Annotated in this window: 23 protein-coding genes and 1 pseudogene; 5 read left to right on the top strand and 19 right to left on the bottom strand. The window is 63.4% G+C overall.

The window, feature by feature from the left end; translation table 11 throughout:
- Positions 1–124: 124 nt before the first annotated feature.
- From pal to tolQ, 7 genes are all read right to left on the bottom strand, one after another.
- Positions 125–613: a peptidoglycan-associated lipoprotein Pal gene (gene pal / locus K289_RS0120345; RefSeq protein WP_027553218.1), complete on the bottom strand. Its 489-nt coding sequence runs from the start codon at positions 611–613 to the stop codon at positions 125–127.
- Between the two features lie 253 nt (positions 614–866).
- Positions 867–1,625, bottom strand: a complete 759-nt coding sequence (locus K289_RS0120340; RefSeq protein ID WP_027553217.1) for a hypothetical protein — start codon at positions 1,623–1,625, stop codon at positions 867–869.
- Positions 1,626–1,786: 161 nt separating this feature from the next.
- Positions 1,787–4,123 (bottom strand): bifunctional diguanylate cyclase/phosphodiesterase, encoded by a 2,337-nt coding sequence (locus tag K289_RS0120335; RefSeq protein WP_027553216.1) that lies wholly within the window; start codon positions 4,121–4,123, stop codon positions 1,787–1,789.
- A 264-nt stretch (positions 4,124–4,387) separates the two neighbouring features.
- Positions 4,388–5,764, bottom strand: a complete 1,377-nt coding sequence (gene tolB / locus K289_RS0120330; RefSeq protein ID WP_027553215.1) for a Tol-Pal system beta propeller repeat protein TolB — start codon at positions 5,762–5,764, stop codon at positions 4,388–4,390.
- Positions 5,765–5,780: 16 nt separating this feature from the next.
- Entirely contained in the window at positions 5,781–6,737 is a 957-nt protein-coding gene (locus K289_RS0120325; protein WP_027553214.1) for a cell envelope integrity protein TolA, read from the bottom strand.
- Positions 6,738–6,747: 10 nt separating this feature from the next.
- Positions 6,748–7,200, bottom strand: a complete 453-nt coding sequence (tolR, locus tag K289_RS0120320) for a protein TolR (protein ID WP_027553213.1) — start codon at positions 7,198–7,200, stop codon at positions 6,748–6,750.
- A 34-nt stretch (positions 7,201–7,234) separates the two neighbouring features.
- Positions 7,235–7,951, bottom strand: a complete 717-nt coding sequence (gene tolQ / locus K289_RS0120315) for a protein TolQ (RefSeq protein WP_027553212.1) — start codon at positions 7,949–7,951, stop codon at positions 7,235–7,237.
- A 587-nt stretch (positions 7,952–8,538) separates the two neighbouring features.
- Here tolQ and ggt point away from each other — a divergent pair.
- Positions 8,539–10,275 carry a gamma-glutamyltransferase gene (ggt, locus tag K289_RS0120310; RefSeq protein WP_035685310.1) on the top strand — a complete coding sequence of 579 codons (1,737 nt, stop codon included), beginning with the start codon at positions 8,539–8,541 and terminating at the stop codon, positions 10,273–10,275.
- Positions 10,276–10,559: 284 nt separating this feature from the next.
- Positions 10,560–10,847, top strand: coding sequence for a hypothetical protein (locus K289_RS0120305; RefSeq protein ID WP_027553210.1), 288 nt, complete (start codon positions 10,560–10,562; stop codon positions 10,845–10,847).
- Between the two features lie 171 nt (positions 10,848–11,018).
- Here the strand turns inward: K289_RS0120305 and K289_RS0120300 are convergent, their stop codons facing one another.
- Genes K289_RS0120300 through K289_RS0120290 form a run of 3 tightly spaced genes read right to left on the bottom strand, consistent with a single transcriptional unit; the run spans position 11,019 to position 14,346 of the window.
- Complete coding sequence (locus K289_RS0120300; RefSeq protein ID WP_027553209.1) at positions 11,019–12,254, bottom strand: ABC transporter permease; 1,236 nt, start codon at positions 12,252–12,254, stop codon at positions 11,019–11,021.
- Complete coding sequence (locus K289_RS48745) at positions 12,251–12,982, bottom strand: ABC transporter ATP-binding protein (protein ID WP_084788668.1); 732 nt, start codon at positions 12,980–12,982, stop codon at positions 12,251–12,253. The genes K289_RS0120300 and K289_RS48745 overlap by 4 nt, the downstream gene beginning before the upstream one ends.
- 14 nt (positions 12,983–12,996) lie before the next feature.
- Positions 12,997–14,346 (bottom strand): efflux RND transporter periplasmic adaptor subunit, encoded by a 1,350-nt coding sequence (locus K289_RS0120290; RefSeq protein ID WP_051310698.1) that lies wholly within the window; start codon positions 14,344–14,346, stop codon positions 12,997–12,999.
- A 980-nt stretch (positions 14,347–15,326) separates the two neighbouring features.
- Between K289_RS0120290 and K289_RS0120285 the strand changes: the two genes are divergently transcribed.
- Positions 15,327–15,737 carry a hypothetical protein gene (locus tag K289_RS0120285; RefSeq protein ID WP_027553206.1) on the top strand — a complete coding sequence of 137 codons (411 nt, stop codon included), beginning with the start codon at positions 15,327–15,329 and terminating at the stop codon, positions 15,735–15,737.
- A gap of 118 nt (positions 15,738–15,855) precedes the next feature.
- Positions 15,856–16,374 (top strand): DUF2231 domain-containing protein, encoded by a 519-nt coding sequence (locus K289_RS0120280; RefSeq protein ID WP_027553205.1) that lies wholly within the window; start codon positions 15,856–15,858, stop codon positions 16,372–16,374.
- 61 nt (positions 16,375–16,435) lie between these two features.
- Here K289_RS0120280 and K289_RS0120275 read toward each other — a convergent pair whose 3' ends face one another.
- The 4 genes from K289_RS0120275 to K289_RS44760 form a co-directional block, all read right to left on the bottom strand.
- The gene (locus K289_RS0120275; protein WP_027553204.1) at positions 16,436–17,146 is read right to left on the bottom strand and encodes an SDR family NAD(P)-dependent oxidoreductase; all 711 of its coding nucleotides are present in this window, start codon (positions 17,144–17,146) and stop codon (positions 16,436–16,438) included.
- A gap of 30 nt (positions 17,147–17,176) precedes the next feature.
- A complete protein-coding gene (locus K289_RS0120270) occupies positions 17,177–17,467 on the bottom strand; it encodes a hypothetical protein (RefSeq protein WP_027553203.1) in 291 nt (96 codons plus the stop codon).
- A 42-nt stretch (positions 17,468–17,509) separates the two neighbouring features.
- Positions 17,510–19,090: a class I adenylate-forming enzyme family protein gene (locus K289_RS44765; protein ID WP_035685308.1), complete on the bottom strand. Its 1,581-nt coding sequence runs from the start codon at positions 19,088–19,090 to the stop codon at positions 17,510–17,512.
- Positions 19,091–19,164: 74 nt separating this feature from the next.
- Positions 19,165–19,824: a 2-hydroxychromene-2-carboxylate isomerase gene (locus tag K289_RS44760; RefSeq protein ID WP_051310696.1), complete on the bottom strand. Its 660-nt coding sequence runs from the start codon at positions 19,822–19,824 to the stop codon at positions 19,165–19,167.
- A 213-nt stretch (positions 19,825–20,037) separates the two neighbouring features.
- Between K289_RS44760 and K289_RS0120255 the strand changes: the two genes are divergently transcribed.
- Entirely contained in the window at positions 20,038–20,538 is a 501-nt protein-coding gene (locus tag K289_RS0120255) for a helix-turn-helix domain-containing protein (RefSeq protein WP_027553202.1), read from the top strand.
- A gap of 21 nt (positions 20,539–20,559) precedes the next feature.
- On the opposite strand, the pseudogene K289_RS50585 reads toward K289_RS0120255, so the two are convergent.
- The 5 genes and pseudogenes from K289_RS50585 to K289_RS51640 form a co-directional block, all read right to left on the bottom strand.
- Positions 20,560–20,658, bottom strand: a pseudogene (locus K289_RS50585) (serine acetyltransferase); the annotation flags it as partial.
- Positions 20,659–20,722: 64 nt separating this feature from the next.
- The gene (locus tag K289_RS44755) at positions 20,723–22,450 is read right to left on the bottom strand and encodes an outer membrane protein (RefSeq protein ID WP_035685306.1); all 1,728 of its coding nucleotides are present in this window, start codon (positions 22,448–22,450) and stop codon (positions 20,723–20,725) included.
- A gap of 168 nt (positions 22,451–22,618) precedes the next feature.
- The gene (locus K289_RS0120240; protein ID WP_198024744.1) at positions 22,619–23,551 is read right to left on the bottom strand and encodes an AraC family transcriptional regulator; all 933 of its coding nucleotides are present in this window, start codon (positions 23,549–23,551) and stop codon (positions 22,619–22,621) included.
- Positions 23,552–23,601: 50 nt separating this feature from the next.
- Positions 23,602–24,039, bottom strand: coding sequence for a hypothetical protein (locus K289_RS52360; protein WP_245283965.1), 438 nt, complete (start codon positions 24,037–24,039; stop codon positions 23,602–23,604).
- 66 nt (positions 24,040–24,105) lie between these two features.
- On the bottom strand, positions 24,106–24,282 hold the full coding sequence (locus K289_RS51640) for a hypothetical protein (protein WP_198024743.1): 177 nt from the start codon (positions 24,280–24,282) through the stop codon (positions 24,106–24,108).
- Between the last annotated feature and the right edge of the window lie 198 nt (positions 24,283–24,480).

Here is a 24,480-nt window from a genome sequence, read left to right as displayed (position 1 = left end):
GAGTACGCCAAAACTGTGACTGCTACCAAGGGGTTTCTATGCCGGCCCCGTCAAACGAAACCGGCGCCCGAGGGGGGGCGCCGGCATAGTCCAAGTCTGAAGCTGAACAGCGCCTGACTGGCCGTCAGGAACTCGCGTTCAGCACGGTGACGGCGCGACGGTTCTGCGACCAGCAGGAGATGTCGTTACAGACAGCCACCGGACGCTCCTTGCCGTAGGAGATGGTGCGCATGCGGTTCGGATCGATGCCGCGCGAGGCCAGGAACGAGCGCACCGACTGGGCGCGGCGGGCGCCGAGGGCGATGTTGTATTCGCGGGTGCCGCGCTCGTCGGCATGACCTTCGATGGTGAAGGTGTAGCGCGGATAGGTCTGGAGCCACTGCGCCTGCTTCTCCAGGGTCACGATCGCCTGCGGGGTCAGATCGGTCTGGTCGCTTTCGAAGAACACGCGGTCGCCCACGTTCACGACGAAATCCTGCTGGCTGCCAGGCGTCGCCGCGCTGGCCATCGCATCGGCACCCAGGTTCTTGTTGGCGCAGGCGCCCATCGACAGCGCGACCGCAAGCACCGCAGCCAGCTTCAATCCCTGGAGGATACGCATAGGATGTTTCATTCCGGAGCCTCCACGCTCACGTTAGTCCACTGCTGTCCGGTCTACAGGGGGTTGGTTAAGCGAACGTTCCGTCAACCTTGATGGGACGTTGCCACAGCCGTTCGAATGCCCCCAATCGGCGAAAAGCAACCGCGATGGTTAATGGGTTGTAAATGTGGCGCGATGGTGAAGGCAAGCCGTCTCAGCCGGCGGAAGCGCTGGTTTTGCCGGGACTTTGGCCCTTAGGCAACAGGTAGGAGCCCGGAGTTGCGCCTCAACGGGCGGAACCGATCAGGGTCGCTGCTGCGTCGGGGTTCCGCGAGGTGGCCAGCACCGGCCGCGGCGCGGCCTGGCGCGCGCCGGAACGCTCGAACAGCATGCGCCGCTCGAAGGCGCTGGACCGCATGATGGGAAAGCGCGTCAGAATCCTTTCCCGCGTCCTCGGGAAATCGGATGCCATCAAGACCGCCTTCTTCGTGGGCCAGCCCGGAAACCCACGCGGTTCGGTCAGGGTCTCCGACAGGAACACGCGGCGATAGAAGGCCTGGTGATCGACGCGCACCATCGAAAGCCCGACGTCGGCGTTGAAATGTTCGCATGCCACGAAGGGCAGCCGCACGGTCAGATAGGGTAGTTCCGGGAAGCGCTGCTGCATTTCGGGTTCGGCAACGAACCGGCACGGATCGACAAACACCTCACCGCGATCGAGGCGAGGATGGAGGGCATCGCCGAACACCTCGGTGGTGTAGGACATCCGCCATTCGGACGTCAGAACGTGAATCCGGACGGCACTGCAGAGTTCGTCGTCAACATAGACCCCGAAATTCCAGACATTGGGCGCATCGTCGAAGCGGTCTGTCACGCGCTGCGATTCCGCCGGCGGGATCAGCCCGGCATGCAGATAGGCCCGGTAGCGCATCAAGTAGAGGCTGTCTCTGTCCTCCGGCGTCTCGATGAGCCGGTAGTCGATGCGGTCAAACAGTGCGGCTCCACGCGGAAGGAGCGCCGTATGCGGTTCGGCCCCGGACTTCATCTCTTACCCCTACAACTCCAGCAACTTCCGCGAGTGTAGGAAGATTAATAGTTCCTTAACAAAATTGCAAAGCCTTCGAAGTGTTAAGGTTAAGCTTTGCGACCCGCAAAAACACGGGTGCGCGCGAGAGTTGAACGCAATTCAGAGCTGTCGAGGGACGATCAGGCGATGGATCGCGACGACACCAGCGTGATCTGGTCGTCGGGCATGCGGCGGCCATGGGAGGCGTTGAGCAACTGGCGGACCCGCACCGCCGGGATCGGTCGGCTGAACAGATAGCCCTGCCCTTCGCTCACCGTACCATCAGCGCTGATCAGCGCGAGTTGCTCGTTGGTCTCGATGCCCTCGACCACGACCGACATGCCGAGATCGGCGGACAGTCGCGCCACGCCGCGCAGCAGCGTCAGCGGCCGGTCCGTGTCGATGCCCTCGAGGAACGAGCGGTCGATCTTCACCTTCTGCATCGGGAAATTGTGCAGATAGCTGAGGCTGGAATAGCCGGTGCCGAAATCGTCGAGCGAGATGCGCACGCCGAGCGCATGCAGCTGCGACAGGATGTCGTGGGTCAGCTGCGTGTTGCGCAACAGCGAGGATTCGGTGATCTCGATCTCCAGACGATGGGCGGGCAGGCCCGAGACCTCGAGCGCGTAGCGGATTTCGCTCAGCACGTCGCGCTGGTGGAATTGCTGCGGCGAGAAGTTGACCGCCACGCTGACACCGTCGGGCCACTTCATGCATTCCATGCAGGCCCTGCGCAGGATCCAGCGGCCGAGATCGACGATCAATCCCATGTCCTCGGCGACGGGAATGATGTCGACCGGCGAGACCGTGCCGCGCACCGGATGATTCCAGCGCAAGAGCGCCTCGCAGGTTGTGATCTTGCCGGACTTCAGATTGACCAGCGGCTGGTAGAACAGCTCGAACTCCTCGTTGGCGAGCGCCTTGCGCAGGTCGAGCTCGAGGATGCGGCGGGCCTCGACGGTCGCCGCCATCTCGTCGCGGAAGAAGCAGTAGGTGCCGCGGCCGTCGGCCTTGGCGCGATAGAGCGCCATGTCGGCGTTCTTCAGCAGCGTATCGGCACTGATGCCCTCCGGCGAGGTCAGCGCGATGCCGACGCTGGCGCCGATCTCGACCAGGTGATTGTCGATGCGGTAACGCTCGCTCAGCCGCTCGACGATGCGGCGGGCAAGCGCCGCGGCGTCCTCGGGCGAATGGATGTTCTGCTGGAACACGACGAACTCGTCGCCGCCGAAGCGGGCGACGAAGTCCTCCGGCCGCAGCATCTCGCGCAGGCGGTTGGCGACGGCGCACAGCAGCTGGTCGCCGCAGGGATGACCGAGCGTGTCGTTGACCTGCTTGAACTGGTCGAGATCGACGAAGAGCAGCGCGGAGAGGCGCTCGGCATTCTGCGAAATCGCCAGGAGCCGCTCGATCTCGTCGCGGAAGCTGACCCGGTTGGGCAGCGCCGTGAGCTCGTCATAGCGGGCGAGATGGCTGATCCTTGCCTCCGCGTTCTTGCGCTCGGTGATGTCCTCGAGCAGCACGACCGTGCCGCCGTCCGCCATCGGCTGCAGCGTCCATGACAGCGTCCGTCCGCGCGCGAGATCGGGATCGTTGGTCACGATCTCCTTCATCCGCGCATCTGCGATCTCGCTGAGGATCAGCTTGCCGCTCTCCGCCGAGATTGAGGCGGAGTTGACGCACGCCGCGATGATGTCGGCTGCGCCGGCGCCACTCTGCGCGAGGTCGCCGGACAGATCGACCATCTCGCCGAACCTGTGATTCATGACCGCGAGCTGCCCGTCGGCGCGGAACATGCACAGACCGTGCGGCATGTTGTTCAGTGCCGTGTCGAATTGGCTGGCGAGCGCCGCCTCGCGCTCGCGCGCCACGACCGCTCGCACGAATATCCTGTGCAGATTGGCCGATAGCTGCACGACCGCCAGAAGAAAGGCAGCGGATATCACCGACATCGCGATGTAGTAAGGCGTGCCGCGCAGCCCCAAGGCGACCACGGTTGGGCCGAATATCAGCAGGGCCTGCAGTCGAAATATCGTTTGCCGTCCATAGGCCCTGCCCGCGCCACCCGCCACGATCCCGGTGGTGACGGAAACACAGATCATGTGGGCGACGGCGTCGTCGCTGCTCAACAGGGTGGTGGAACACCACAGGCCGATTGCAGCAGCCTGGATCAGCGCTCCGACCTGATAGCGCCTCTGCCAGTGCGCGGCCTGTTCGGCGGTAACGTCGGATTTTCGGGCCTGGTACCGATGTAGATCGAACGCCCGGACAGCTCCCGCCAGGATGAGGAGAGGGACGAATCCCCAGATCAGCGTCTGTCCCGTCTTCAGCGCGGTCAAGGTTGCAGCGAAGGCGGAGAAGACGATGCCGGTGAGCACCGTACCAGGAGCCTCGTACAACGAATCGATCAGCGCTGCCGAGATCGTCGGCGAGGGCTGTCGCTTGTCCGGCTCTCCGCTCTGACTAGCAAGCTGCATCTGGTCTGTACGCGCGTCCTGTCTGACACGCAGTTTTACAGACCCGGAGTGAAGTCTTTCTGAGGGAACATCGTTAAAGTCGAGTGTTTCTGAACGTCAGACGATCGAAATACATCAATCAAATCAAAGGACTGGGAAAATTTTACCGGGCACAATCTAAAGGAAAGATTGATGCGGGCAAACATCGCGCAAAGTTTTTCGAAAAAGGCGCGCGTTCAGGTTCGCGCGCCAAGATCGTGCCAGGACCGGACCAGGACCGGGCCGCTAGCCCGACGTCGAGGAGAGCAGCGGCGACCATGCCGGGTCGGACGCGAAGCCCGGCGTCGGCACCTTCTGCTCGTTGCGGCCGGAGATGTCGACGGTGAACAGCGACGGGCCGCCGCTGCCGCCGGGATCGCGGAAGAACATCACGACGCGACCGTTCGGCGCGAAGGTCGGCCCCTCATTGTGGTAGCCGGAGGTGAGGATGCGCTCACCCGAACCATCAGGCTTCATGATGCCGATCGCGAACTGGCCGCCGCCCTGCTTGGTGAACGCGATGTAATCGCCGCGCGGCGACCACACCGGCGTCGAATAGCTGCCGTTGATGTCGTCCTTCGAGAAGGAGATGCGCTGCGCCGGACCGCCGCCTGCGGCCATCACGTAGATCTGCGGCTTGCCGCCGCGATCGGACTCGAAGCAGATGCGCGTGCCGTCGGGCGAATAGGACGGCGAGGTGTCGATCGCGGGCGTGTCGGTGAGCCGCGTGGTCGAGCGCGAGCGCAGATCCATCGCGAACAGGTTGGAGTTGCCGCCCTGCTGCAGGCTCATGATGACGCGCTGGCCGTCCGGCGAGAAGCGCGGCGCGAAGGTCATGCCGGGGAAGTTGCCGACGATTTCGCGCTGGCCGGTCTCGATGTTGTAGAGATAGACCTTCGGATCGCCCTGGCCGAACTCCATGTAGGTGATTTCCTGCGAGTTCGGCGAGAAGCGCGGCGTCAGCACGAGATCCGAGCCGCGGGTCAGATAGCGCACATTGGCGCCATCCTGGTCCATGATCGCGAGCCGCTTGACGCGCCGTTCCTTGGCGCCGGTCTCGTCGACGAACACCACGCGGCTGTCGAAATAGCCCTTGTCACCGGTGAGACGCTCGTAGATCTGGTCGGAGATGATGTGAGCGATGCGGCGCCAATATTCCGGCGAGGTGAAATATTGCTGGCCGGTGAGCTGCTGGCCCGAGGCCACGTCCCACAGGCGGAATTCGGCCTTGAGCCGGCCGTCCGGCTGACGCGTCATGCGGCCGGTGACGAGTGCCTGCGCGTTGATCGTCTTCCAGTTCTGGAACTGGGGCGCGACATCGATATTGGAGATGCGCTCGATGAAGGCGGCCTGATCGATCGGATTGAACAGCCCCGAGCGCTTGAGATTGTTGGTGATGACCTGGGTGACGCCATTGCCGACCTCACCATCGGACGGCGAGCCCGCCACGAAGTTGGTGATCGCGATCGGCATCGGCGCGACGTTGCCTTCGGTGATCTGCAGCTTGGTCTGCGCCGATAGCTGCGAAGGAAGCAGCAGCCCCGCGGCGGCACCGGCGCCTCCGATGAGAAGCTGACGGCGATCGATCGGCAAAGGCGACAAGGGAAAAGACTTCACGGACATTGCGGGCTCTCAAACATTAGCTGCGGAACATCGTCTTGGGATCGAAATCGATGTCCATGTATTTCCACTGATCGTAGGTTTCCTGGCGCAACATGGTGTAGGGTTGGCCCTGCAACACGGCGCGAACGGCGGCGTCAGCCGCGGCCTGATAGCGCGGCGAGGAGCCGGTCGAGACCACCTGCGGCGGTTGCGTCAGTCGTCGATCCGGTCCGAGATGGATGCGCACGGTCACGAACATCTCTTCGGGATGCTCGATGCCGGGCTGCACGTTCCACAGGCTGGCAAGCCGCGCGCGCATCGCGTCGAGCTCGGACTGAGACAGCGTCGCGGCCGTGCCGCGCGTCGTCCCGAGCGAAGCCGAGGCGTTCAGCGACGCACCGGTGATCGCCTGCCGGGTCGGATCGCGCTTGTCGAGCAGGGCCGCGATCTTGGTCTGGTCGAAGGTGCGCTCCTGCTTCGGCTTCGGAGGTTGCGGCTGAGCCTGCGCCTGCGCAGGCTTGGTCTCCTGCTTCGGTGTCGGCTTCTTCGCTTCCTGCTTCTTGATGGCTTCGGCGATCGGATCTTCCTTGGCCGGGTCGGGCTTCTTCTCGGCCGGCTTCTGCTCTTCCTTCGGCTTGTTCTCGGCGACCGGCTTCGGCGGATCCGGCTTCTTCTCGACCGGCTTCTCAACCGGCTTCGGCGGCGGCTCGGGCGCGGACGAGGTGATGATCTCTTTCTTCTCGGTCACCTTGCCTATGGCTTCCTCGACAGGCTTGGCCTCGGCGACCTTCTCGACCATCGGCTTCGGCTGGTTCTTGTCGCCGGTCTTAATGCCCTGCGTGATCTTGGACAGCTGATCGGCGGAGATGATGTCGACCGGCAGCGATTCCGGCGGCGGCGCTTCCATCGAGCGCGACGAAAAGGTGACCATCCCCCACCCAAGCACGAGGACATGGAGGGCAATCGACGCAACGAGTGTCTTGTCGACCTTCACCTTCACGATCTTACGACCCCTGGTCCACTTCCGTGACGAGCGCCAGCTTCTTGAAGCCCGCGCCGGACAACAGCCCCATCACCTTGGCCACCGTTCCGTAATCCGCCTTCTTGTCGGCCCGCATGTAGATGCGCTCCTCCAGGCCTCCGCGCGCATCCGTGATCGCCTTCAATTTCGGCACCAGCTCGTTGATGTCGATCTCGGCGTCGTTGATGAACACCTTGCCCTTGATGTCGACCGAGAGCTGGATCGGCTTCTGGTCGTTCGTCTCGAGGCTCTTGGCCTGGGTCTGCGGCAGGTCGAGCGGCACGCCGACGGTGAGCAGCGGCGCCGACACCATGAAGATGATGAGCAGCACCAGCATCACGTCGACCATCGGCGTGACGTTGATTTCGGCCATGACCGGCTTGCGCCGGCTGCGGCGGCCGCCGCCTCCGGACGAACTTGCGACGTTCATGCCCATGATCTAGAGCCCACGATCGTCATTATACCGTCCATTAGCCCCGCTCGTCGATCTGACGCGACAGGATGGCCGAAAATTCATCCGCAAAGCCCTCGAGCCGCTGGGCCTGCCGGTTCACCTCGGAGGTGAACTTATTGTAGAAAATAGTGGCAGGAATGGCGGCGATAAGGCCGATTGCGGTCGCAAACAGCGCTTCCGCGATGCCCGGCGCCACCACCGCCAGCGAGGTATTCTTCGACGCCGCGATCGACTGGAAGCTCGACATGATGCCCCAGACCGTGCCGAACAGGCCGACGAAGGGGCCGGCGGAGCCGACGGTCGCCAGCACCAGCAACCGGCGTTCCAGCCGCTCGACCTCGCGGGCGATCGAGACGTTCATCACCTTGTCGATGCGCATCTGCAGGCCCGCGACCGACCGCGCATGGCTCTCGAACGAGCGCTTCCACTCGCGCATCGCCGCGACGAAGCAGGCCGCCATCGAATGCGTCGGCTTGGCCGACAGCGTGCGATAGAGCTCCTCGATCGACTCGCCGGACCAGAATGCCTGCTCGAAGCGGTCCATCGAGCGGCGGGTGCGCGCGTAGAGGAAGATCTTGTCGATGGCGATCGCCCAGACCCATACCGAGCAGGACAGAAGGCCCAGCATGACCCCTTTCACGATCCAGTGAGCCTGCCAGAACAGCGCGATCAGCGACACGTCGGCGGAGGCAGCAACCGGAAGGGCTGACTGAGCCACGTCGGCCGGATTCATAAGCAGTATCCTCTCAAGGCGATCGTTCCATATCCTCCGGGAGCAAAATGGCTGCCGGTTACCCAAAGCCGCGCGGGTCGCGCGCAGCTCACAAGCCTGCACAAAGCCTTGTCTTTTTGGATTGCAGCGGCCCGTCCAAAGCCGGCCGTCTGCTTTCCCTGCCAAGATGTCAAAACTATGGGCCTCGACTAAGCCTTTGGGCGCGACTTGCCAGCTTTTACCAGACCCCGACGATAGTTAATGCGGGGTTACTAGAGCCGAATTTGGCGGCCGAAAAGGGAGACGGCACAGGCCTTTGGGCGCCTGCTGGCACGGACAAGGTGGGGCGCGGTGGCTGACGTATCGGGGCTGCCTGCCCGAACGGGATCGGTTCCCTCCTGCTTGCGGGGAGGCCCGGGAGGGGAGGCCACACGGGGATTCTCACCGTCGTTGAGGTCACTTCCCGATTGGCTCCCCTCTCCTGGGAGCGCAGCATGCGCCACAACTCCACCGTTCCAACTTGGATTTCACAGCGGGCACGAGCTGATAGGCTGCGCTGGCGGACAACAATATGTGCCGGCATCACCGGCCCAGCCAAGGAGCTTCCCGTGCCGAAACCACAGACAGGCCTGCGGTGGATCGTCGCCGCGATCGTATCGGTCAGCCTCGCAACATTCGGCCCCGCGCGCGCGGCGTCGGTCGCGCCGGTCGCCGCGGAAAACGGCATGGTGGTGTCCGCGCAGCATCTGGCGACCCAGGTGGGCGTCGATGTGCTGAAACGCGGCGGCAATGCGGTCGATGCCGCCGTGGCCGTCGGTTATGCCCTGGCCGTCGTCTATCCGGCAGCCGGCAATCTCGGTGGTGGCGGCTTCATGACGATCCAGCTCGCCGACGGCCGCAAGACCTTCCTCGACTTCCGCGAGACGGCGCCCAAGGGCGCGACCGCGAACATGTATCTCGACAAGGACGGCAACGTCATCAAGGGCATCTCGACCAAGGGGCACCTAGCCGTAGGCGTTCCAGGATCGGTCTCGGGCATGGAATATGCGCGCGAAAAGTACGGCACCATGAAGCGCGCCGACTTGCTCGCCCCCGCGATCCAGCTCGCCGAGCAGGGCTTTGCGCTGGACCAGGGCGACATCGACCTATTGCGCACCGCCACCGCGGATTTTCAGGACGATCCCGCATCGGCCGCCATCTTCCTCAACAACGGTCAGCCGTTCCAGGTGGGTGAGAAGCTGGTGCAGTCGGAACTCGCCAAGACGTTGCGCGAGATCAGCAGCAAAGGCACCGACGGCTTCTACAAGGGATGGGTCGGCAGCGCCATCGTGGCATCGAGCCAGGCCGGCAAGGGCCTGCTGACGCAGGACGACCTCGACGGCTACAAGACACGTGAGCTTGCACCTGTCGAATGCGACTATCGCGGCTACCACGTGATTTCCGCGCCGCCGCCGAGCTCGGGCGGCGTCATCATCTGCGAGATCCTGAATATCCTGGAGGGCTATCCGCTGAAGGAGCTGGGCTACCACTCCGCGCAGGCCGTGCACGTGCAGATCGAAGCCATGCGTCACGCCTACGTGGACCGCAACAGCTACCTCGGCGATCCGGACTTCGTGAAGAACCCGCTCGACCGCCTCCTCGACAAGAATTACGCGACCAAGATCCGCGCCGTGATCGATCCGAACAAGGCCGGCGTCTCCAAGGACATCAGGCCGGGCGTCGCGCCGCACGAGGGCAGCAACACCACGCACTATTCGATCGCGGACAAGGACGGCAACGCGGTCTCGGTGACGTACACGCTGAACGACTGGTTCGGCGCCAAGGTGACGGCGGCCAAGACCGGCGTGCTGCTGAACGACGAAATGGACGACTTCACCGCCAAGATCGGGGTGCCGAACCTGTATGGCCTGGTGCAGGGCGAGGCGAATGCGATCGCTCCGCGCAAGCGGCCGCTGTCCTCGATGAGCCCGACCATCGTCACCAAGGACGGCAAGACGGTCATGGTGGTGGGCACGCCCGGCGGCAGCCGCATCATCACGGCTGTCCTGCAGACCATGATCAACGCGATCGATTACGACATGAACGCGCAGGAAGCCGTCGACATGCCGCGCATCCACCAGCAATGGCTGCCGGACCTGACCAATCTCGAGACCTATGCGCTGTCGCCGGATACGCAAAAGATTCTGGAAGGCATGGGCCACAAGTTCGGGCCGCCGCAACCGGCCAACCATCTCGCGGTCATCATCGTCGGCGCGCCGTCACTGAACGGCAAGCAAGTCGGCAACAACCGCTACTACGGTGCGAACGACCCACGCCGCAACTCGGGATTGGCTGCCGGGTACTGAGAACCTCGTAGCGTGGGTTAGTCCGACGGACCCGGCCGCAACGAGAGCGGTGGGTTACGCTTTGCTAACCCACCCGACGGGACTGCCCTTCGACGGACAGCGGCGCGCTGAAAACGTCGCTATGCAGTTTGTGCCACGCGCGAGGGTTATTTCACCGGTCGATCAGCAACACACTCTATTGTCTTTACCTGGAAGCCGCTGACGATGCGGGTGCGGGCAGTTCGAAAATACCACCAATAGGAGATGCTGACGAACCGCCTGACGACCTCGTACGGGAGATCCGCATGGAACAGATTCTGATCAACCTCGTCTCAGGCGCGCTTGGTGGAATTGGCGCCGGCAAGTCTTCGCCGACATTTGATCTCGGAATGGCCGGAAATGTCATTTCGGGTCTGGTCGGTGGCGGAGTGCTCGGCCAGGTCATTACGTTGCTGCTTCCGTCCATCATGGCTGCAGCACAATCCGGAAACCTGAGTGTTGGCGGCATTGTGTCACAAGTCGTCGCCGGTGGCGCCGGCGGGGCGATCCTCACCGCGATCATCGGAGCCATCAAGAACAAGGCTGCCGCCTGATCGGCGAGGCAAAGGGACAAGGCCTCACGGGTTCTTCCTCGACGTTCGCGCGTGGAGCTCGAACGATGCTGGAATAATGGAGGTTGAGCCTACGGGCTCGTGGTCGCGAGCGTTTCGCCGCCGCGAAATCGCATCGCGCGGAAAAACCAAAGCCCCCTTTCAGCTCATCGCCTATTCGAAGCGCAGCGCCACAATTGGATCAAGCCTTGCTGCCCGATGGGCCGGATAGAGGCCGAAAGAAATTCCGATGAAGCCCGCAAATCCGCAAGCCAGCACGATCGCCCAGGGACTGATCAGGATAGGCCAACCAGCTTTCCACGCGATTGCGACTGCCGCGACAGAGCCCGACACCGCACCCACAAGCCCTCCCATCAGCGACAAGATCAGGGCCTCGATCAGGAATTGCCATCGGATGTCGCGGCGGCTCGCCCCAACCGCCATGCGCAAACCGATTTCGCGGGTACGTTCGGTCACCGAAACCAGCATGATATTCATGATGCTAATGCCGCCAACGACCAGCGAAACCGCCGCCACCGCGATTAGCAGAGTGCCGAGGAGCCGCACCGCGGCGCCTCGTGCAAACAGGATATCCGCTGGATTCTCGATCTTGAAATCGCTGGGGGCATCGGCGCGAATGCGGTGCCGCTGCCGGAGCAGCGTCTCGATCTGCCGTTCGATCTCCGGCATCGCAGTGGCGTCAGATACCTTGATCGATATGAAATCCAATGCTTCGCGCGTTGTGCCGCGCACGGCGCCCAGCACCCGGCTTTTCGCGGCTGACAGCGGGATGAACACGACATCGTCCTGGCTGCGGCCTGCCGCGCCTGCCCCCTTTTTGCCCAGCACGCCAATCACGGTAAAGGGAACGTTGCCAATCCGAAGCGTCTCTCCCGGTCCCGTGCGCCCATTGAAAAGCTCCTCGACGATCACCGATCCGACGATGGCAACCTTGGCTCCGGATACGATCTCGTCGCTCGTAAAGGACCGGCCATCGGCGACTTGCCATTCGCGGGCCACCAGATAGTCGGCATTGATTCCGGCCACGACCGTCACCCAGTTCTTGTTGGCGGCGACCAGCGGGATCGAACGCGACAACAGCGGAGCCGCGACCTGCACGTCCACCAGTTCGCGGCGGATTGAAGCAGCATCCTCTTCCGTCAGCGTGGGCTGCGTTCCCGATTCAAGCCTTGCTCCGCCGGAATTTCTGGCGCCGGGCATGACGAGCAGGAGGTTGGCTCCCAGCGTGCGGATCTTCTCCGAAACTTCCGCTTGTGCGCCGGCTCCCACCGACACCATGCAGACCACGGCCCCCACGCCAACGACGATCCCAAGCACGGTCAGGGCGCTTCGCAGTTTGTTGACGCGAAGCGCCCGCGTGGCGATTCGCAAGCTTTCCAGACCTCTCATGGGGAAGAACCCAGGACTGCGCTATTCAAAGGCGAATTCCTGGCTGCTACTTGGGCGTCCTTGATGATTCGCCCATCGTGCAGCGTGATCTGTCGCCGCGCGCGGTCGGCGACGTCGGTCGCGTGGGTCACCACGATGATCGTGCGACCATCGCGATGAAGCGTCTCGAACAGCGACAGAATCTCATCGCTGGTAGCACTATCCAGCGAACCGGTCGGTTCGTCAGCCAGGATGAGAGCAGGATCGTTGACCGTCGCACGGGCAATGACGACCCGTTGCTGCTCTCCTCCCGAGAGTTGATTTGGCCAATGATGCCCGCGGTCAGCCAGGCCTACGCGCTCAAGCGCTTCTTTGGCTGCGCGACGTCGTCGAGAGGGAGGAACGCCGGCGTAAACAAGCGGAAGTTCGACATTTTCCAGCGCAGTTGCACGCGGCAGAAGGGCCGGCACCTGGAATACGAAGCCGATGTCGTGCCTCCTGATGGTCGCGCGTCCATCCTCGCTCAGCTTTGCAACCTCTCGGCCGTTGAGCGCATATTCGCCGGAATCTGGCCGATCCAAGAGCCCCAAAAGGTTCATCAGCGTCGACTTTCCGGAACCCGAGCGGCCGCGAATTGCAACAAAATCGCCATGCTCGATCGCGAGCGACACGTCCGATACTGCGCGAACGATCGTCCCTCCGCAGGAATAGTGCCTTGAAAGCCCGGCGGTTCGGACCAGCGGCGGCATCGTTGATTCCAATCTCAAAATCCGAGACGCAGGCCGAAATTGCCCCCTTGCTTCTGGGTGTTCGCAATCCCGATGATCACTTGCTGGCCCTCCGCAAGCGGGCCCTCCAGCAGTTCTGCGCTGTTGTCGTCGCTCACGCCGAGTCTCACTGCGACCGGCGTTGGTCGCCCATCGTCGCCGACCAGCCAGACCGTCGCGGAGGCCTTGGAGGCGCCCTTGTCGGCATTCTCTTGACCAGACGTGGGGCTGGCATCGCTTGGCCGGAAACGCAGCGCCTGGCTCGGAATCTTGATGATCCCGCCAGTATCACTCACCACAATGCGAAGCTGGGCCGTCATTCCCGGCAGCAACAGGAGATCCGGATTTGATGCGGAAACGATCGTCGTATAGGTAACGACGTTCTGCACGACCTCGGGAGACTTGCGGATCTGTAGAACCCGTCCACTGAAGGTTCGATCGGGATAAGCATCCACTGTGAACTGCGCGGTCTGCCCCGCTCTCAACTGGCCGACATCCGCCTCGTCGATCTTGCCATGGACCTCCATCTCGCGCAGATCGTTCGCGATCTTGAACAATGTTTTGGCTTCGAGGCTGACAGCGACCGTTTGTCCGGGATTGACGTCCCGCTTGATGATGATCCCATCGATCGGCGCGCGGAGCACGGTACGATCAAGATCAAGCTTCGCCTGATCGAGTGCCGCCTGCCTCTGCTCGACAACAGCCTGTGCATTCTCGAGATTGGCCTCGGCCATGTGCACTTCTGCTTTCGCAATCGCAATAGCCTCGGCCTTCATCTGGATCTGCTCCAGGGAGCCACGCAGGTCCGCGGCGCCCGCGTCGCGCAGAGCCCGTGCCTGGCTCAAGTCTCGTTCGGTTCCGCTTCCGGTGCGGGCCAATGCGAGCTTTCGCTGGAATTCCCTTTCGACTTCGTCTTGCCTCGCCCCATTTGCGGCCGATTGATCCTCCGCCAGCTTTTCGGCAGTCCGTGCGTTCGCCACTGCCACCTTCGCTCGTTCCAGGGCGGCGTCTTGCACCTGGGCGGTAGCTCTCGCCACTCTCAGCGCGGCTTTCGCTTCATTGACCCGTGCGGCAAAGATCTCCGGGTCGATTTGCGCAATCGGCTGCCCGGCCGTTACGCTATCGTTGAAATTTACGAATACCTCCGCAATTCGCCCTGACAATTGCGAACTGACATCGACGCTTGCGACAGCCTCGACGGTGCCGCTGGCCCTCACCAAAGTCGAGATGTTGCCCCGCTCGACCGGGGCGGTGAGGAAGGTCTCGGGAGAGCTTCCCCGGCTGTATGTGTAGCCAAGACCCGCGGCCACCGTGCTCAGCAGAATGGCCGTCGCGACGAAACGCATGGGGTTGTCACCCCCTCTCGCCCTCCCCTTGCGCGGAGCATCAACTACGCTTCGCGTGGCGTAACGCCTGGAAAACGTAACCGAGCCCCGCGCTCTTCAGGGCTACGGCGCTTGATGTTGGAAGCAAGCGACATCGTACTGGGAGTTGGCGTGTGCATTGCTGGTTGAGTTTCCCGGGTTTGTTGGGGTTCCAGCGTAGTTCTTTTGTACGCCCACAACGTCCAAAGCGAACGGGGACATACTGCTGAGGCCGCCCGCGCCCAGCTGACCCGGAGGACCACCGGCTGTACCGCCTGAGAGGGTACCGCACGATGCGCCGCCCGAAGCACCGGACGGCTGCGTACCAGGTTGGCCCTTCGACACACCGAGACCGGCAGCCGAGCCATGGGGATTCTCGGCGAAGACCACGCTCGCGGAGGGAAGCAGTAGGCAGGCACCAATTACAAGAGAGGCTAACACGTGTTTCATCTCTGCACTCCCTTTCAAGGCTATGTTGCTCATTGGACATAGTTGTTTGGAAATGCTGCGTGGAGCGTATTGGCCAACGCTCTAACGCGCCAATCGCGGTCGAGGCGGTAGGGCCCGACCCCGATCACTGCGAAACACCAGAAGGTACAGAATATTCCTGGACTCTCCGCTTTTCTGTCCCTCCTTTCAGCAATCCTTCGTGCGCCATGCTGGGCGAAAAGCTGCCACGATGCCCCTCGCCAAAACTGACTTATCTGTCAGAAACTATCAGTCCTTCGGGAATCAACCAGGACATCCGCGAAAGGAATCGGGGCATTTCACGTCAACGCCGCCTGCTTGAAATACCGACAGGCGGCGTTGGTCCAGCCCCGGGAGGGTGAAGCAAAATCCCGGCAAGGCGTACAACCCCGGTCCGCAGTCTTTATTTCCCCGCTGGCTCAGTTTTTCAGATTCAGATCGTGACACTCGAGTCAAATACGGACGATGCCCTTTGCCGCATGACGAGGAGATGCATGGCGTTCGCGATCAAGGCTGAAATTCGCGACCCGCGGGCGCGAACCTTCGCATTCCCGGCGCAGAAGACGATGTACGACGGCAAGCACATCAAGGCGGGCGATGCGATCTTCCTGTTCGCAAGCGAGAACGAGGGCGGTCAGGGTCTCATCGCGCGCGGCGTGGTGACATCCGCCGAGGCGGTCGCGAAGAAGCGCGGCATCGCCCGGCAGACACCACGTGTCAGCATCACCGTCCGGAGCACTGCGCTGGCGAAGCGGCCGCTGGGGCGGAGCGACCTCAAACCGTTCGCCGACTGGAAGGACGGCCGTCCCGAGACCGAGCTCAACTTCAAATTCTATCGCCAGGCGACCAACAAGATCGTCGGCCTCTCCGAGGACGCGGCGGCGTTTCTCGGCACATTCTTCTAGCCGCACGGCCGATACCGGCTGCGCCGGTCAGCCAGGCTGCCTCTGTCCGGCGGATACTGAGGAACCTGCACGCGCGCCGAAAATTGTTCCGGAAGATCACTTTCGGCGAGGTTTTGCCATGAGCATCAACCCGAAGACGACCGCCGCCATCGGCGATCACCCGCTCCATCCGATGATCATCCCGTTTCCCGTCGCGTTCCTGGTCGGCGCCCCCATTGCCGATCTGGCCTTCATTGGAACCGGCGATGGTTTCTGGGCCCGCGCCGCAATGTGGCTGATCGGCGCCGGCATCGTCATGGCGCTTGTCGCCGCCATAGCCGGCTTTACGGATTTCCTGAGCGAGGCCCGCATTCGCAGCCTGAACGACGCCTGGTACCACATGGTCGGCAACCTTGCGGCGGTCGTGCTGACGCTGGTCAATTTCTACCTTCGCTATGCGCAAGGCGCCGAGGCCGCGATCAAGCCCTGGGGCGTGGTGTTGTCCCTGATCGTCGTCGGCATCCTCCTCTTCACCGGCTGGAAGGGCTGGGAGATGGTGTACCGCCACCACGTTGCAGTGATGGACGCGCCGGGCCAGACGAGCTCGGAGCCGGTCACGCCGCCCCACGGCGGCGAGAGCCATCGGCACGCCGCCTGAACGGAACGGGTCAGACATAGGCGCCTGGCGTCGCCGACGGCGCCCGGCCGTGCTCCCTGCCCTACCACTTCTCCTTCGACGTCCGCACGTCGAGCTCGAATGACCAGGCGCGCTGAGGCTGCCGGTAGAGAAAGGCGAAACCGTCGACGATGCCCTCGATGCTGATCAGGCTGTCCTCGCGGCTTGCCAGATCCGGAAAGCGCGTCATGATCTTGTCGCCGGCGATCGCGCCGTCGACCACGACATGGCCGACGTGGATGCCGTCGGGCGCGTACTCCTTGGCCATCGCCTGCGCCAGCGTGCGCAGGCCCGCCTTCGCTGAATTGAACGCGCCGAAACCGGAGCGGCCGCGCAGCGAAGCGCTGGCGCCGGTAAACAGCAGCGTGCCGGTTTTCTTCGGCGTCATGCGGCGCATCGCCTCACGGCCGAACAGGAAGCCGCCGAAGCAGACCACGCGCCAGGCCTTCTCGAAATAGTCGGCTTCCATCTCGATGATCCTGCCGGCCGTGTTGTTGCCGGCGTTGTAGATGGCGAGATCGAGGTCTTCGCCCGCGGCATCGAACAGAGCGACGATGTCGCTTTCCTTGGTCGCGTCCGCGACAAAGGGCACGGCCGCACCACCCGCCTGCTCGATATCGCGCGCGACGGCCTGCAATGCGGACAACGTCCGCCCTGCGACGATCACCTTCAGTCCATCAGCCGCGAAACGCTTGCAGAGCTGAGCTCCTAAGCCGCGGTCCGGACCGACGCCGATCACGATTGCCGTCTTCATTGCACCCTCCGAGGATTGGATACCGGAGCCTCAATCACCGTCCGCGCTCAGCACATTGCCGAATTGCTCCCAGGAGCTTCCGGTCCAGCGCTGCAATTGCAACTGCGTATAGGCCATACTGTTGTCCGGGCCGGTGTTGATTGTCACTCCCGGCACGAGCGTGGGCAATGACAATCCGCGGATGCCCCTCGCCTGCTTGAGGACGTTCTCGCGCGAGAGATCACCGCCGCACTGCTTCAGGACCTGCTCCAGGATCTGCCCCTGCTGGGTCCCATGGAGATAGTTGGCATCGCCGATGTCGGCGCCCTGAACATTCGACACCTCCCCTTGCCCTGAAAACGACGCGCGCGTCCGGCGCAGCGGTCAACCTGTCGCCGCCATATCTGCGGTCCTGGCAAGAGCGAGCTCGCGAAGCTTGTGCTTGAGGATTTTTCCGGTCGAGGCTGCCGGCAGCGCATCGAGCACGATCAGCTCGGTCGGCCGCTTGTAGGCTGTGAGCTGGCTCGCCGCGTAGGATTTCAGCGCTTCGGCGTCGACGCGCGCACCCGGCAACAGCTGGACGTAGGCGACAACCTCCTCGTTTCCGTCCACGGGGCGGCCGACCACGGCCGATTGCACGACGTCGTGGTGCGTGTTCAGCACCGCCTCGATCTCCGCCGGATAGACGTTGAAGCCGGAGCGGATGATCATCTCCTTGGTGCGTCCGACGATGTAGAGCTGCTCACGCTCGTTCATCCGGCCGAGATCGCCAGTGTTGAACCAGCCGTCGCGATCGATGGCCGCCGCCGTCAGATCAGGCGCGCGGTAATAGCCGAGCATGACGTTGGCGCCGCGCACATGCAGCTCGCCGACCTCGCCGATGCGGACCTGCCGCCCGTCGCGATCGACGATCCTGTGATCGATGCCCGGCAGGAAAGGGCCCACCGTCTCGTCGGCCGCCGGATTTTCCTCGCGCACGCCGGCAAGGCCCGGCGAGCACTCGGTGATGCCATACCCGTTGAGGAGGGAGACGCCGAACTCCTCTTCCATCCGGCGCTTCAGTTCGAGATCGAGCGGCGCGCCGGCGACGCACATCAGACGGAGGTTTCCGCGGCTGAGCTGCGCGATGCCGTTGACGGCCTTGTATTCGAGCAGGCGCTGGTACGTTGCGGGCACGCCGTACAGCGTGGTGATGCCTTCCTCCGCCAGCGCACGGGCAAGCGCCGCGGGATCGGCCTTCGAAACGACATGCAGCGCGGCACCGTGCATCAGCGTCGAGATCAGGAGGATCGAATAGCCGACGATGTGCGACATCGGCAGCACGCCGTAAATGCGATCGCCCGGCGCGGTCCGGCGCAGATTGCCCGAGACCTTTGCCGCGACCAGCAGATTGCGATGGCTGAGCATCACGCCCTTCGGCGCGCCCGTGGTGCCGGAGGTGTACATCAGCGCGGCCACCTGCCGTTCGCTGAGCGCTTCGACCGGCTCGACCTTCGCCGCCTCATGCAGCGCGCCGACGCCGATGCCGCCGAACGGGCCCACGGCGCGCAAGCCTGCGCTGGTGCGGCTCGCATGATCGGCGGCATCCTTCGACAAGGCGGCATTGAACAGCACGCGACGTGCGCCGCTGTGGGTCGCGATGAGATCGAGCTCGCGCGCCGAGAGGCGCGGATTGACGGGGATGGCCCAGGCATCGAGCGTACTTGCCGCGAACAGCATGGCCCCGAGCGCGACGCTGTTCTCGCTCACGACCATGACGCGATCGCCGGGCCTGATCGCGAGATCGGCGAGATCTTTCGCGGCCGCATCCACGGCATTGGAGAACTGCCGGTAGGTCCAGACGCGGCCGGCCTCGACGAAGGCAGGCAGATCGGGCGAGGTCTCGGCGAAGGGAGCATAGACCTCGTGAACTCTGCGCGGCAGTCGCGCGATGAGATCGGCCATATCGACGTCGTTGCTGGTCATGCGGGTCCTCCCTGGTGGACAGGCGCAGGCCCGTGGCCGGGCTCTCTTGCGCGCGGGCAATGAAGCGGAGCGAATCAGGCCGAAGCGGCGGACGCGACGCGCGGCGTAACCTGCGACAATTGGGCGAGGATCTCCTCCTCGACGTCCCGGAGCTGATCCTTGCCGAAGAACATCTCGTCGCCGACGAAGAAGGTCGGCGAGCCGAACGCGCCGCGAGCAACCGCATCCTGCGTCAGCTCCATCAGACGGTTCTTGACCGCGAGCTCCTGCGACTTTGTCGCGATGAGATCGAAATCGATCCCGGAGGCGGTCAACGCCGCGCGCATCACCGCGGGATCGTCCATCTTCTTCGGCTCTTCCCACATGTGGTGGTAGACGGCGCGAAAGTACGGCGCGAACAGCCCGAGCTCCTGGGCCGCGACGACGCCGCGCATCAGTTGCAGCGTGTTGACCGGAAAGAACGGATTCGAATGGAAGCCCGTGATGCCGTGCCGGCGCAGAAAGCGCGCCGTCTCGACCTCCATGTATTCGCGCTTGTTCCTGATGCCCTTCAGGGAATCGGCGGGCGACGAATTGCCGGTCAGCTTGAAGATGCCGCCGAGCAGCACCGGCACATAGTCGAACGTCACGCCGGTGCGCTTCTCGATGTCTGGGATGACGCGGTCGGAGAGATAGGCGTTGGGGCTGCCGAAATCGAACAGGAACTGCACCCGCAGCGGTCGCGCGCTCGACATGGTCACATCCTCCCGCCGATTTGGCTTGTTGAGCCTTGAGAGCTCATCTTGCGGCGACCATATAGTTCTAAAATAGAACTGTCAAACCGATCGCCAAAATAGGGCCACCTCAGCACAGATCGTGATGGTTGAGGACTTTCATTCCATTTTGGAATTTTATATTGTCGGTGCGAAGAACGCATTGGAAATTCAGCTGTTTCGAGGATCGGACGGATGCGGTGGGATTCGCTTGAGCAGGAACAGTGCTCGGTTGCCAGGACGGTGGCCGTGATCGGCGATCGCTGGAGTCTGTTGATCCTGCGCGACTGCTTCCTGCGCGTGCGCCGGTTCGAGGAGTTTCAGTCACGGCTCGGCGTCACCAGGCACATCCTCGCCGACCGCCTGAAGAAGCTCGTCAGTTTCGGCGTACTCAGGCGCGCGCCCTATCAGGTGAACCCGACGCGGCACGAGTACATCCTCACCCAGAAGGGACTCGATCTCTATCCGGTGGTGATGGCGATCGTGCATTGGGGCGACACCCACATGGTGGATGAGCGCGGCCGCCCCCTGCTCCACGAGCACAAGAACTGCGGCAAGATGTTCGACCCGGTCATGGTCTGCTCCGAATGCGGCGAGCCGATCATTGCGAAGGAGGTCCATGTGCATGCGGGCCCCGGCGCGGCGAAAGGCACGGCCGAGGAGATCGCAGCCCGCGAGGCCGCGCGCGCGAGATAGCGCGGCTTGCCACGGCGCCGATCAGGCAGCCGGCGCCGGCTCCGGGCAATTGGTCAATCGCACCGGATTGCCGATCGCCGTGCAACCGTCCGGCACGTCGGAGGTCACGACCGTGTCCGCACAGGAGGCGAGCTTGCGCGAATTGCGTCCCCGCGGCGGAGACATCTCAGCGCTCTTGGCGCTCTCAGTTGAACCTGTAAGCGATGCCGAAGGTCGCCATGTGGCTCTGCAGACGCACGGAGTTTGTGGTGTTCTGGGTTCCGAAGCAATTGACGGTCAGCACACCGAAAGCAGGGTCGTTGATCGTGGCGCTTCCGGCGCAATTGCGGGTCTGCGAAAAACGTGCGGTCCCAAAGTCGGCATAGCGATACTCGCCGCGCAGTATCCAGTTGTCCGTAAGCTTCATCTCGCCGCCGCCGCCGACTGTCCAGCCGGGGCGAACCGTGGACTGCTTGATCACGGGCGGCGAGAGCAGACCGGGGGTACAGTTGCCGACTTCCGCGCCGACAAAGCCGGGCGCCGTGAACAGCGGCTGCAAGGCCGTATCGCAGGTCGACGTCTGCTCCACGCTCATCCAGGCCGCGCCGCCGGTGAGGTAGGCCAGGAAAGCGGGATTGACGACGTAGCCGACACGGGCCCGGATGCTCGCATCCCATTTGGTCCGCAGACTGTAGCTGTCGTTCAACCCGCCGCTTCCGCCAACGATGCCGCCGGGGAGATACCTGCCCGACACCGAACTCTGACGATTGGCGATGCCGAAATCGCCTTCGAGACCAAGCAGCCATTTCGGATTGATCTGCCAATTGTAGCCGACATAGGGGCTGATCCGGGCAGCGGTCGTATCAAAATGGTCGCTCAAGAAGCAGTCGCCGCACAAGGCCAGCAAATTCAACGGCGGGAAGCCTGTCTGCGTAAACGAGGCTGCATCGACGCTGGAGCTGGCGTGGTTGGCGCGAATGCCTGCGCCAACGCCGAGATAGGCGCCGCTCCACGACGCAGTCGACGGCGCCGCCGCATGGGCTGCCAGGGCCGCCACGCCCGGCGCGTTGGCATTGCCGAACTTGTAGGCCAGGCCGAACGTCGCTGTGTGGGTCTTTACCGACGTGTCGTAGCTTACCGTCTGTACTCCCGTTGCGGCGGTCCGGATGTCGGTATTGGAGAAATGTCCGTAATCGGCAAAGCGATACTCGGCCCGGGCAATCCAGTTTGGCCAAAGCATCGCCTCGATGCCGCCACCGACCGTGTAACCAAGCTGGGTCCTGCTGTTGCTTATGCTCGCGGGCGCCAGTCCAAGACCGGGCACGCAGCGGCCATCGGCGCTCAGGAGCGTGCTGCAATTCGATGTGGTTTCGACATGGATCCAGGAAGGGCCAGCCGTTCCATAGATCAGCAGGGCGGGATCGACCAGATAACCGGCGCGGCCGCGAATGCTCGCATCCCACGTCGTCTTGAGCGCAAAGGAGTTGGACGTCGCCGCGCCGCCGTTGAATGGCGTTGCCGGATAGGCGGCACCGAAGATCGTCGTGGTCTGGTCGGCGTAGGCGACATCGCCTTCCATACCGAGGACGGTGCGCCCGATCAGCCAATTGTAGCCGAGATAAGGACTGATGCGGAACGCGGTGCCGTTGAAGGACCGCCCTGTCACGCACGGAAGGCCCGCAAAACAATCGGCCGCGACGAACATGTTCTGCAGCACCGCAGCGGCCGTCGTGTCGGTCGCGGAATTGACGTTGACATTGGATTCGCTCGCGCGAAATCCGAGGCCGGCGCCGATGTAGAAACCACCCCAGGCTTCGACCGCCGCGGGCGCCTTGAAGACAGGTACCTTGACCGGCAGATCGGCGGCATTGGCCGCAGAAACGACCAGCAGTCCCGCAGCAACAGACAGGGTCAGATCCAGAAGTCGTGTCATTGCATTCCCATTCCGACGCGGGGCGTAAAGCCCGCATTGAAGCTGTACATGGACGCGGCCAGCACGACTTGGAGAGGACAAGACTTCGCCCTGGGACTGGACACGACCCGACGCGCTATTTTGAGCTGTGTTGCGCATTTGCGACAGCCGAACGCCGGCCGGCCGTTTCTATTCGGCCGACGAATGTGTCCTGCGGTGCTCGGAGGGAGACAGGCCGTAGCGGCGCCGGAAGCAGCGATTGAAGTAGGAAATGTCGCCGAAGCCCGCGGCGAGCGCGAGACGGGCAATACTTTCATGAGCCCTGAGAGGATCCGTAAGACCGGCATGCACTTGTGCCAGCCGCTCCTCTAGGACGAAGTCGTGGAAGGACGTGCCAGCCTCGCGGAAAAGCTTCCGGATATAGTCGGCCGAGACCTGCTGCAGCGCTCCGATGCTTTCCGCCGACAGATCGCCGTGCCCGAGCCGCGATTTGATGGCGAGCTTGGCAAGCTTCAGGCGCGCCGCGCGTGGACCGTCGCCCTGGGCGGCCACCTCCTCCTCCGGCACCCCGCAGATCAAGGCGATGAGATCGCGCAGATGCTGCGCAGCCAACCGCTGCATCTCCGCTGCGGCCGATTCGCCCATCGCCATCGCGCCGAGCACATAGCCGCGCAGCAGCTTCAGCGCCGACGCGCGCGGATCGATCGGTTGCAGCAATCGATCCTCGAAATCGCGGACAAAGGGTGCGAGCGCCTGCCGGGGCAGTTGCACGCTGAGATGACGGCCGCGATCGAGCAGCGTGTGACGGCCGACGTCGCACGTCGTCATCAGCACCGCGCCGCCTCGCGGGACCTCCACGTCACGCCCGAGCTGGGAGGCCTCGGCGCGGCCGCGCAGAACCACCGCGAGGACCACGTTGTCGGAGGCGGTCGCGAGCAACGGGCGCGTGATACGAAAATGCGCCGGCGTGCGCCAGCCCGACGACAGTCCCGCGGCCGGCAGGCGACGCAGTTCGGTTCTTGCCTCGAAAGGGAAACCTGGGATCGGGTCGATCTCGATGTTGAACAACAGGCGACCATAGACCTCCCGCCAAACGGCAAGGCGGTCGCGCTCGGGCAGCATCGCGGTGTCGAGCGAGAGGTGCTTGAGCTGGGACATTCGCAAACGGGCATTCATTGGAGAGCAGAAGTCTCGCTGTCGCGAGTGGCCACAGAGGAGTTCAGCTCGTCAAGATTGTGCGCCATTTTGTCGCGCCTGACGGCAACTCCGCCGGGCCTGCTTGCGCAGGCTGAGCGCGTGGAGCCAACCGCCGAATGCAATGAGCACCGGCAGGACGTAGAGCGCGAAGTCGCGAAGCATGAATCGAGGCTCGCTTTCGCAAACGAGATCGCGCGATCGAGTGCGAGCCCAGCGAACTGGTAGACGAAAAGGCTGAGAAAGAGCCTCCAGGACTCGCCGACCTGCCACGGATAGAGCTGGACTTCGTTCGGCCATCCATTGAGGAACGCGATCGGCATCGGCACCCAGCCCCCGAACCGCCAGAACAGCGCCGAGGCGCGCTCGAGCAGCGCGATGCGCTCACTGATCTGCTTGCGTTCGGCGTCGGTCATGGTGGTACCCGGCGGCAACGCGGAATGCGTTGTCAGGACTTGGTCGGTCCCCGCACGGATCGGGTTCTATGGCGCCCTGCTGTCCTGCCCATTCCCGTAGACCACTCCGCAGAACGAGCGGCCGCCGGCGCAGAGGCGAAAATGGCAGGCGGGATCGGTCGAGCAGCTGCCATAGACGAAGCTGATGTAGCCCAGCACCGCGAAGGCGGTTACGCCGAGCAGCAGGCGGGTATAGAGGTCCATGACGCGCGTGACCCAGACATGAAGCTGCGCGGGCCCGGCGAGACGGCGCGCGCAAGTCTTAGTGTCGGATCGTCAGCGGTTGGTTCTGCTCCCCCGCAAAAACCAAACCGCCCGCCTGCGGGATGCGCAGGCGGGCGGCTCGGGGCCATCAGGACTTTGGGGGCATGCGCCTGAAGGCTTTGAGAGGCTCGGCGTTCA

This window comes from Bradyrhizobium sp. Cp5.3 (assembly GCF_000426265.1).
Lineage (GTDB): Bacteria > Pseudomonadota > Alphaproteobacteria > Rhizobiales > Xanthobacteraceae > Bradyrhizobium > Bradyrhizobium neotropicale.
The sequence above is the reverse complement of the archived record's forward strand: the minus strand, read 5'-3'. Positions and strand labels throughout refer to the sequence as shown.

Excerpts from the sequence above, each read along its gene's own strand:
- pal (WP_027553218.1), bottom strand. The coding sequence starts at position 613 with ATGAAACATCCTATGCGTATCCTCCAGGGATTGAAGCTGGCTGCGGTG.
- K289_RS0120340 (WP_027553217.1), bottom strand. The coding sequence starts at position 1,625 with ATGAAGTCCGGGGCCGAACCGCATACGGCGCTCCTTCCGCGTGGAGCC.
- K289_RS0120335 (WP_027553216.1), bottom strand. The coding sequence starts at position 4,123 with ATGCAGCTTGCTAGTCAGAGCGGAGAGCCGGACAAGCGACAGCCCTCG.
- tolB (WP_027553215.1), bottom strand. The coding sequence starts at position 5,764 with ATGTCCGTGAAGTCTTTTCCCTTGTCGCCTTTGCCGATCGATCGCCGT.
- tolR (WP_027553213.1), bottom strand. The coding sequence starts at position 7,200 with ATGGGCATGAACGTCGCAAGTTCGTCCGGAGGCGGCGGCCGCCGCAGC.
- tolQ (WP_027553212.1), bottom strand. The coding sequence starts at position 7,951 with ATGAATCCGGCCGACGTGGCTCAGTCAGCCCTTCCGGTTGCTGCCTCC.
- K289_RS0120305 (WP_027553210.1), top strand. The coding sequence starts at position 10,560 with ATGGAACAGATTCTGATCAACCTCGTCTCAGGCGCGCTTGGTGGAATT.
- K289_RS0120300 (WP_027553209.1), bottom strand. The coding sequence starts at position 12,254 with ATGAGAGGTCTGGAAAGCTTGCGAATCGCCACGCGGGCGCTTCGCGTC.
- K289_RS48745 (WP_084788668.1), bottom strand. The coding sequence starts at position 12,982 with ATGCCGCCGCTGGTCCGAACCGCCGGGCTTTCAAGGCACTATTCCTGC.
- K289_RS0120290 (WP_051310698.1), bottom strand. The coding sequence starts at position 14,346 with ATGCGTTTCGTCGCGACGGCCATTCTGCTGAGCACGGTGGCCGCGGGT.
- K289_RS0120285 (WP_027553206.1), top strand. The coding sequence starts at position 15,327 with ATGGCGTTCGCGATCAAGGCTGAAATTCGCGACCCGCGGGCGCGAACC.
- K289_RS0120280 (WP_027553205.1), top strand. The coding sequence starts at position 15,856 with ATGAGCATCAACCCGAAGACGACCGCCGCCATCGGCGATCACCCGCTC.
- K289_RS0120275 (WP_027553204.1), bottom strand. The coding sequence starts at position 17,146 with ATGAAGACGGCAATCGTGATCGGCGTCGGTCCGGACCGCGGCTTAGGA.
- K289_RS44765 (WP_035685308.1), bottom strand. The coding sequence starts at position 19,090 with ATGACCAGCAACGACGTCGATATGGCCGATCTCATCGCGCGACTGCCG.
- K289_RS44760 (WP_051310696.1), bottom strand. The coding sequence starts at position 19,824 with ATGTCGAGCGCGCGACCGCTGCGGGTGCAGTTCCTGTTCGATTTCGGC.
- K289_RS0120255 (WP_027553202.1), top strand. The coding sequence starts at position 20,038 with ATGCGGTGGGATTCGCTTGAGCAGGAACAGTGCTCGGTTGCCAGGACG.
- K289_RS44755 (WP_035685306.1), bottom strand. The coding sequence starts at position 22,450 with ATGACACGACTTCTGGATCTGACCCTGTCTGTTGCTGCGGGACTGCTG.
- K289_RS0120240 (WP_198024744.1), bottom strand. The coding sequence starts at position 23,551 with ATGCTGCCCGAGCGCGACCGCCTTGCCGTTTGGCGGGAGGTCTATGGT.
- K289_RS52360 (WP_245283965.1), bottom strand. The coding sequence starts at position 24,039 with ATGACCGACGCCGAACGCAAGCAGATCAGTGAGCGCATCGCGCTGCTC.
- K289_RS51640 (WP_198024743.1), bottom strand. The coding sequence starts at position 24,282 with ATGGACCTCTATACCCGCCTGCTGCTCGGCGTAACCGCCTTCGCGGTG.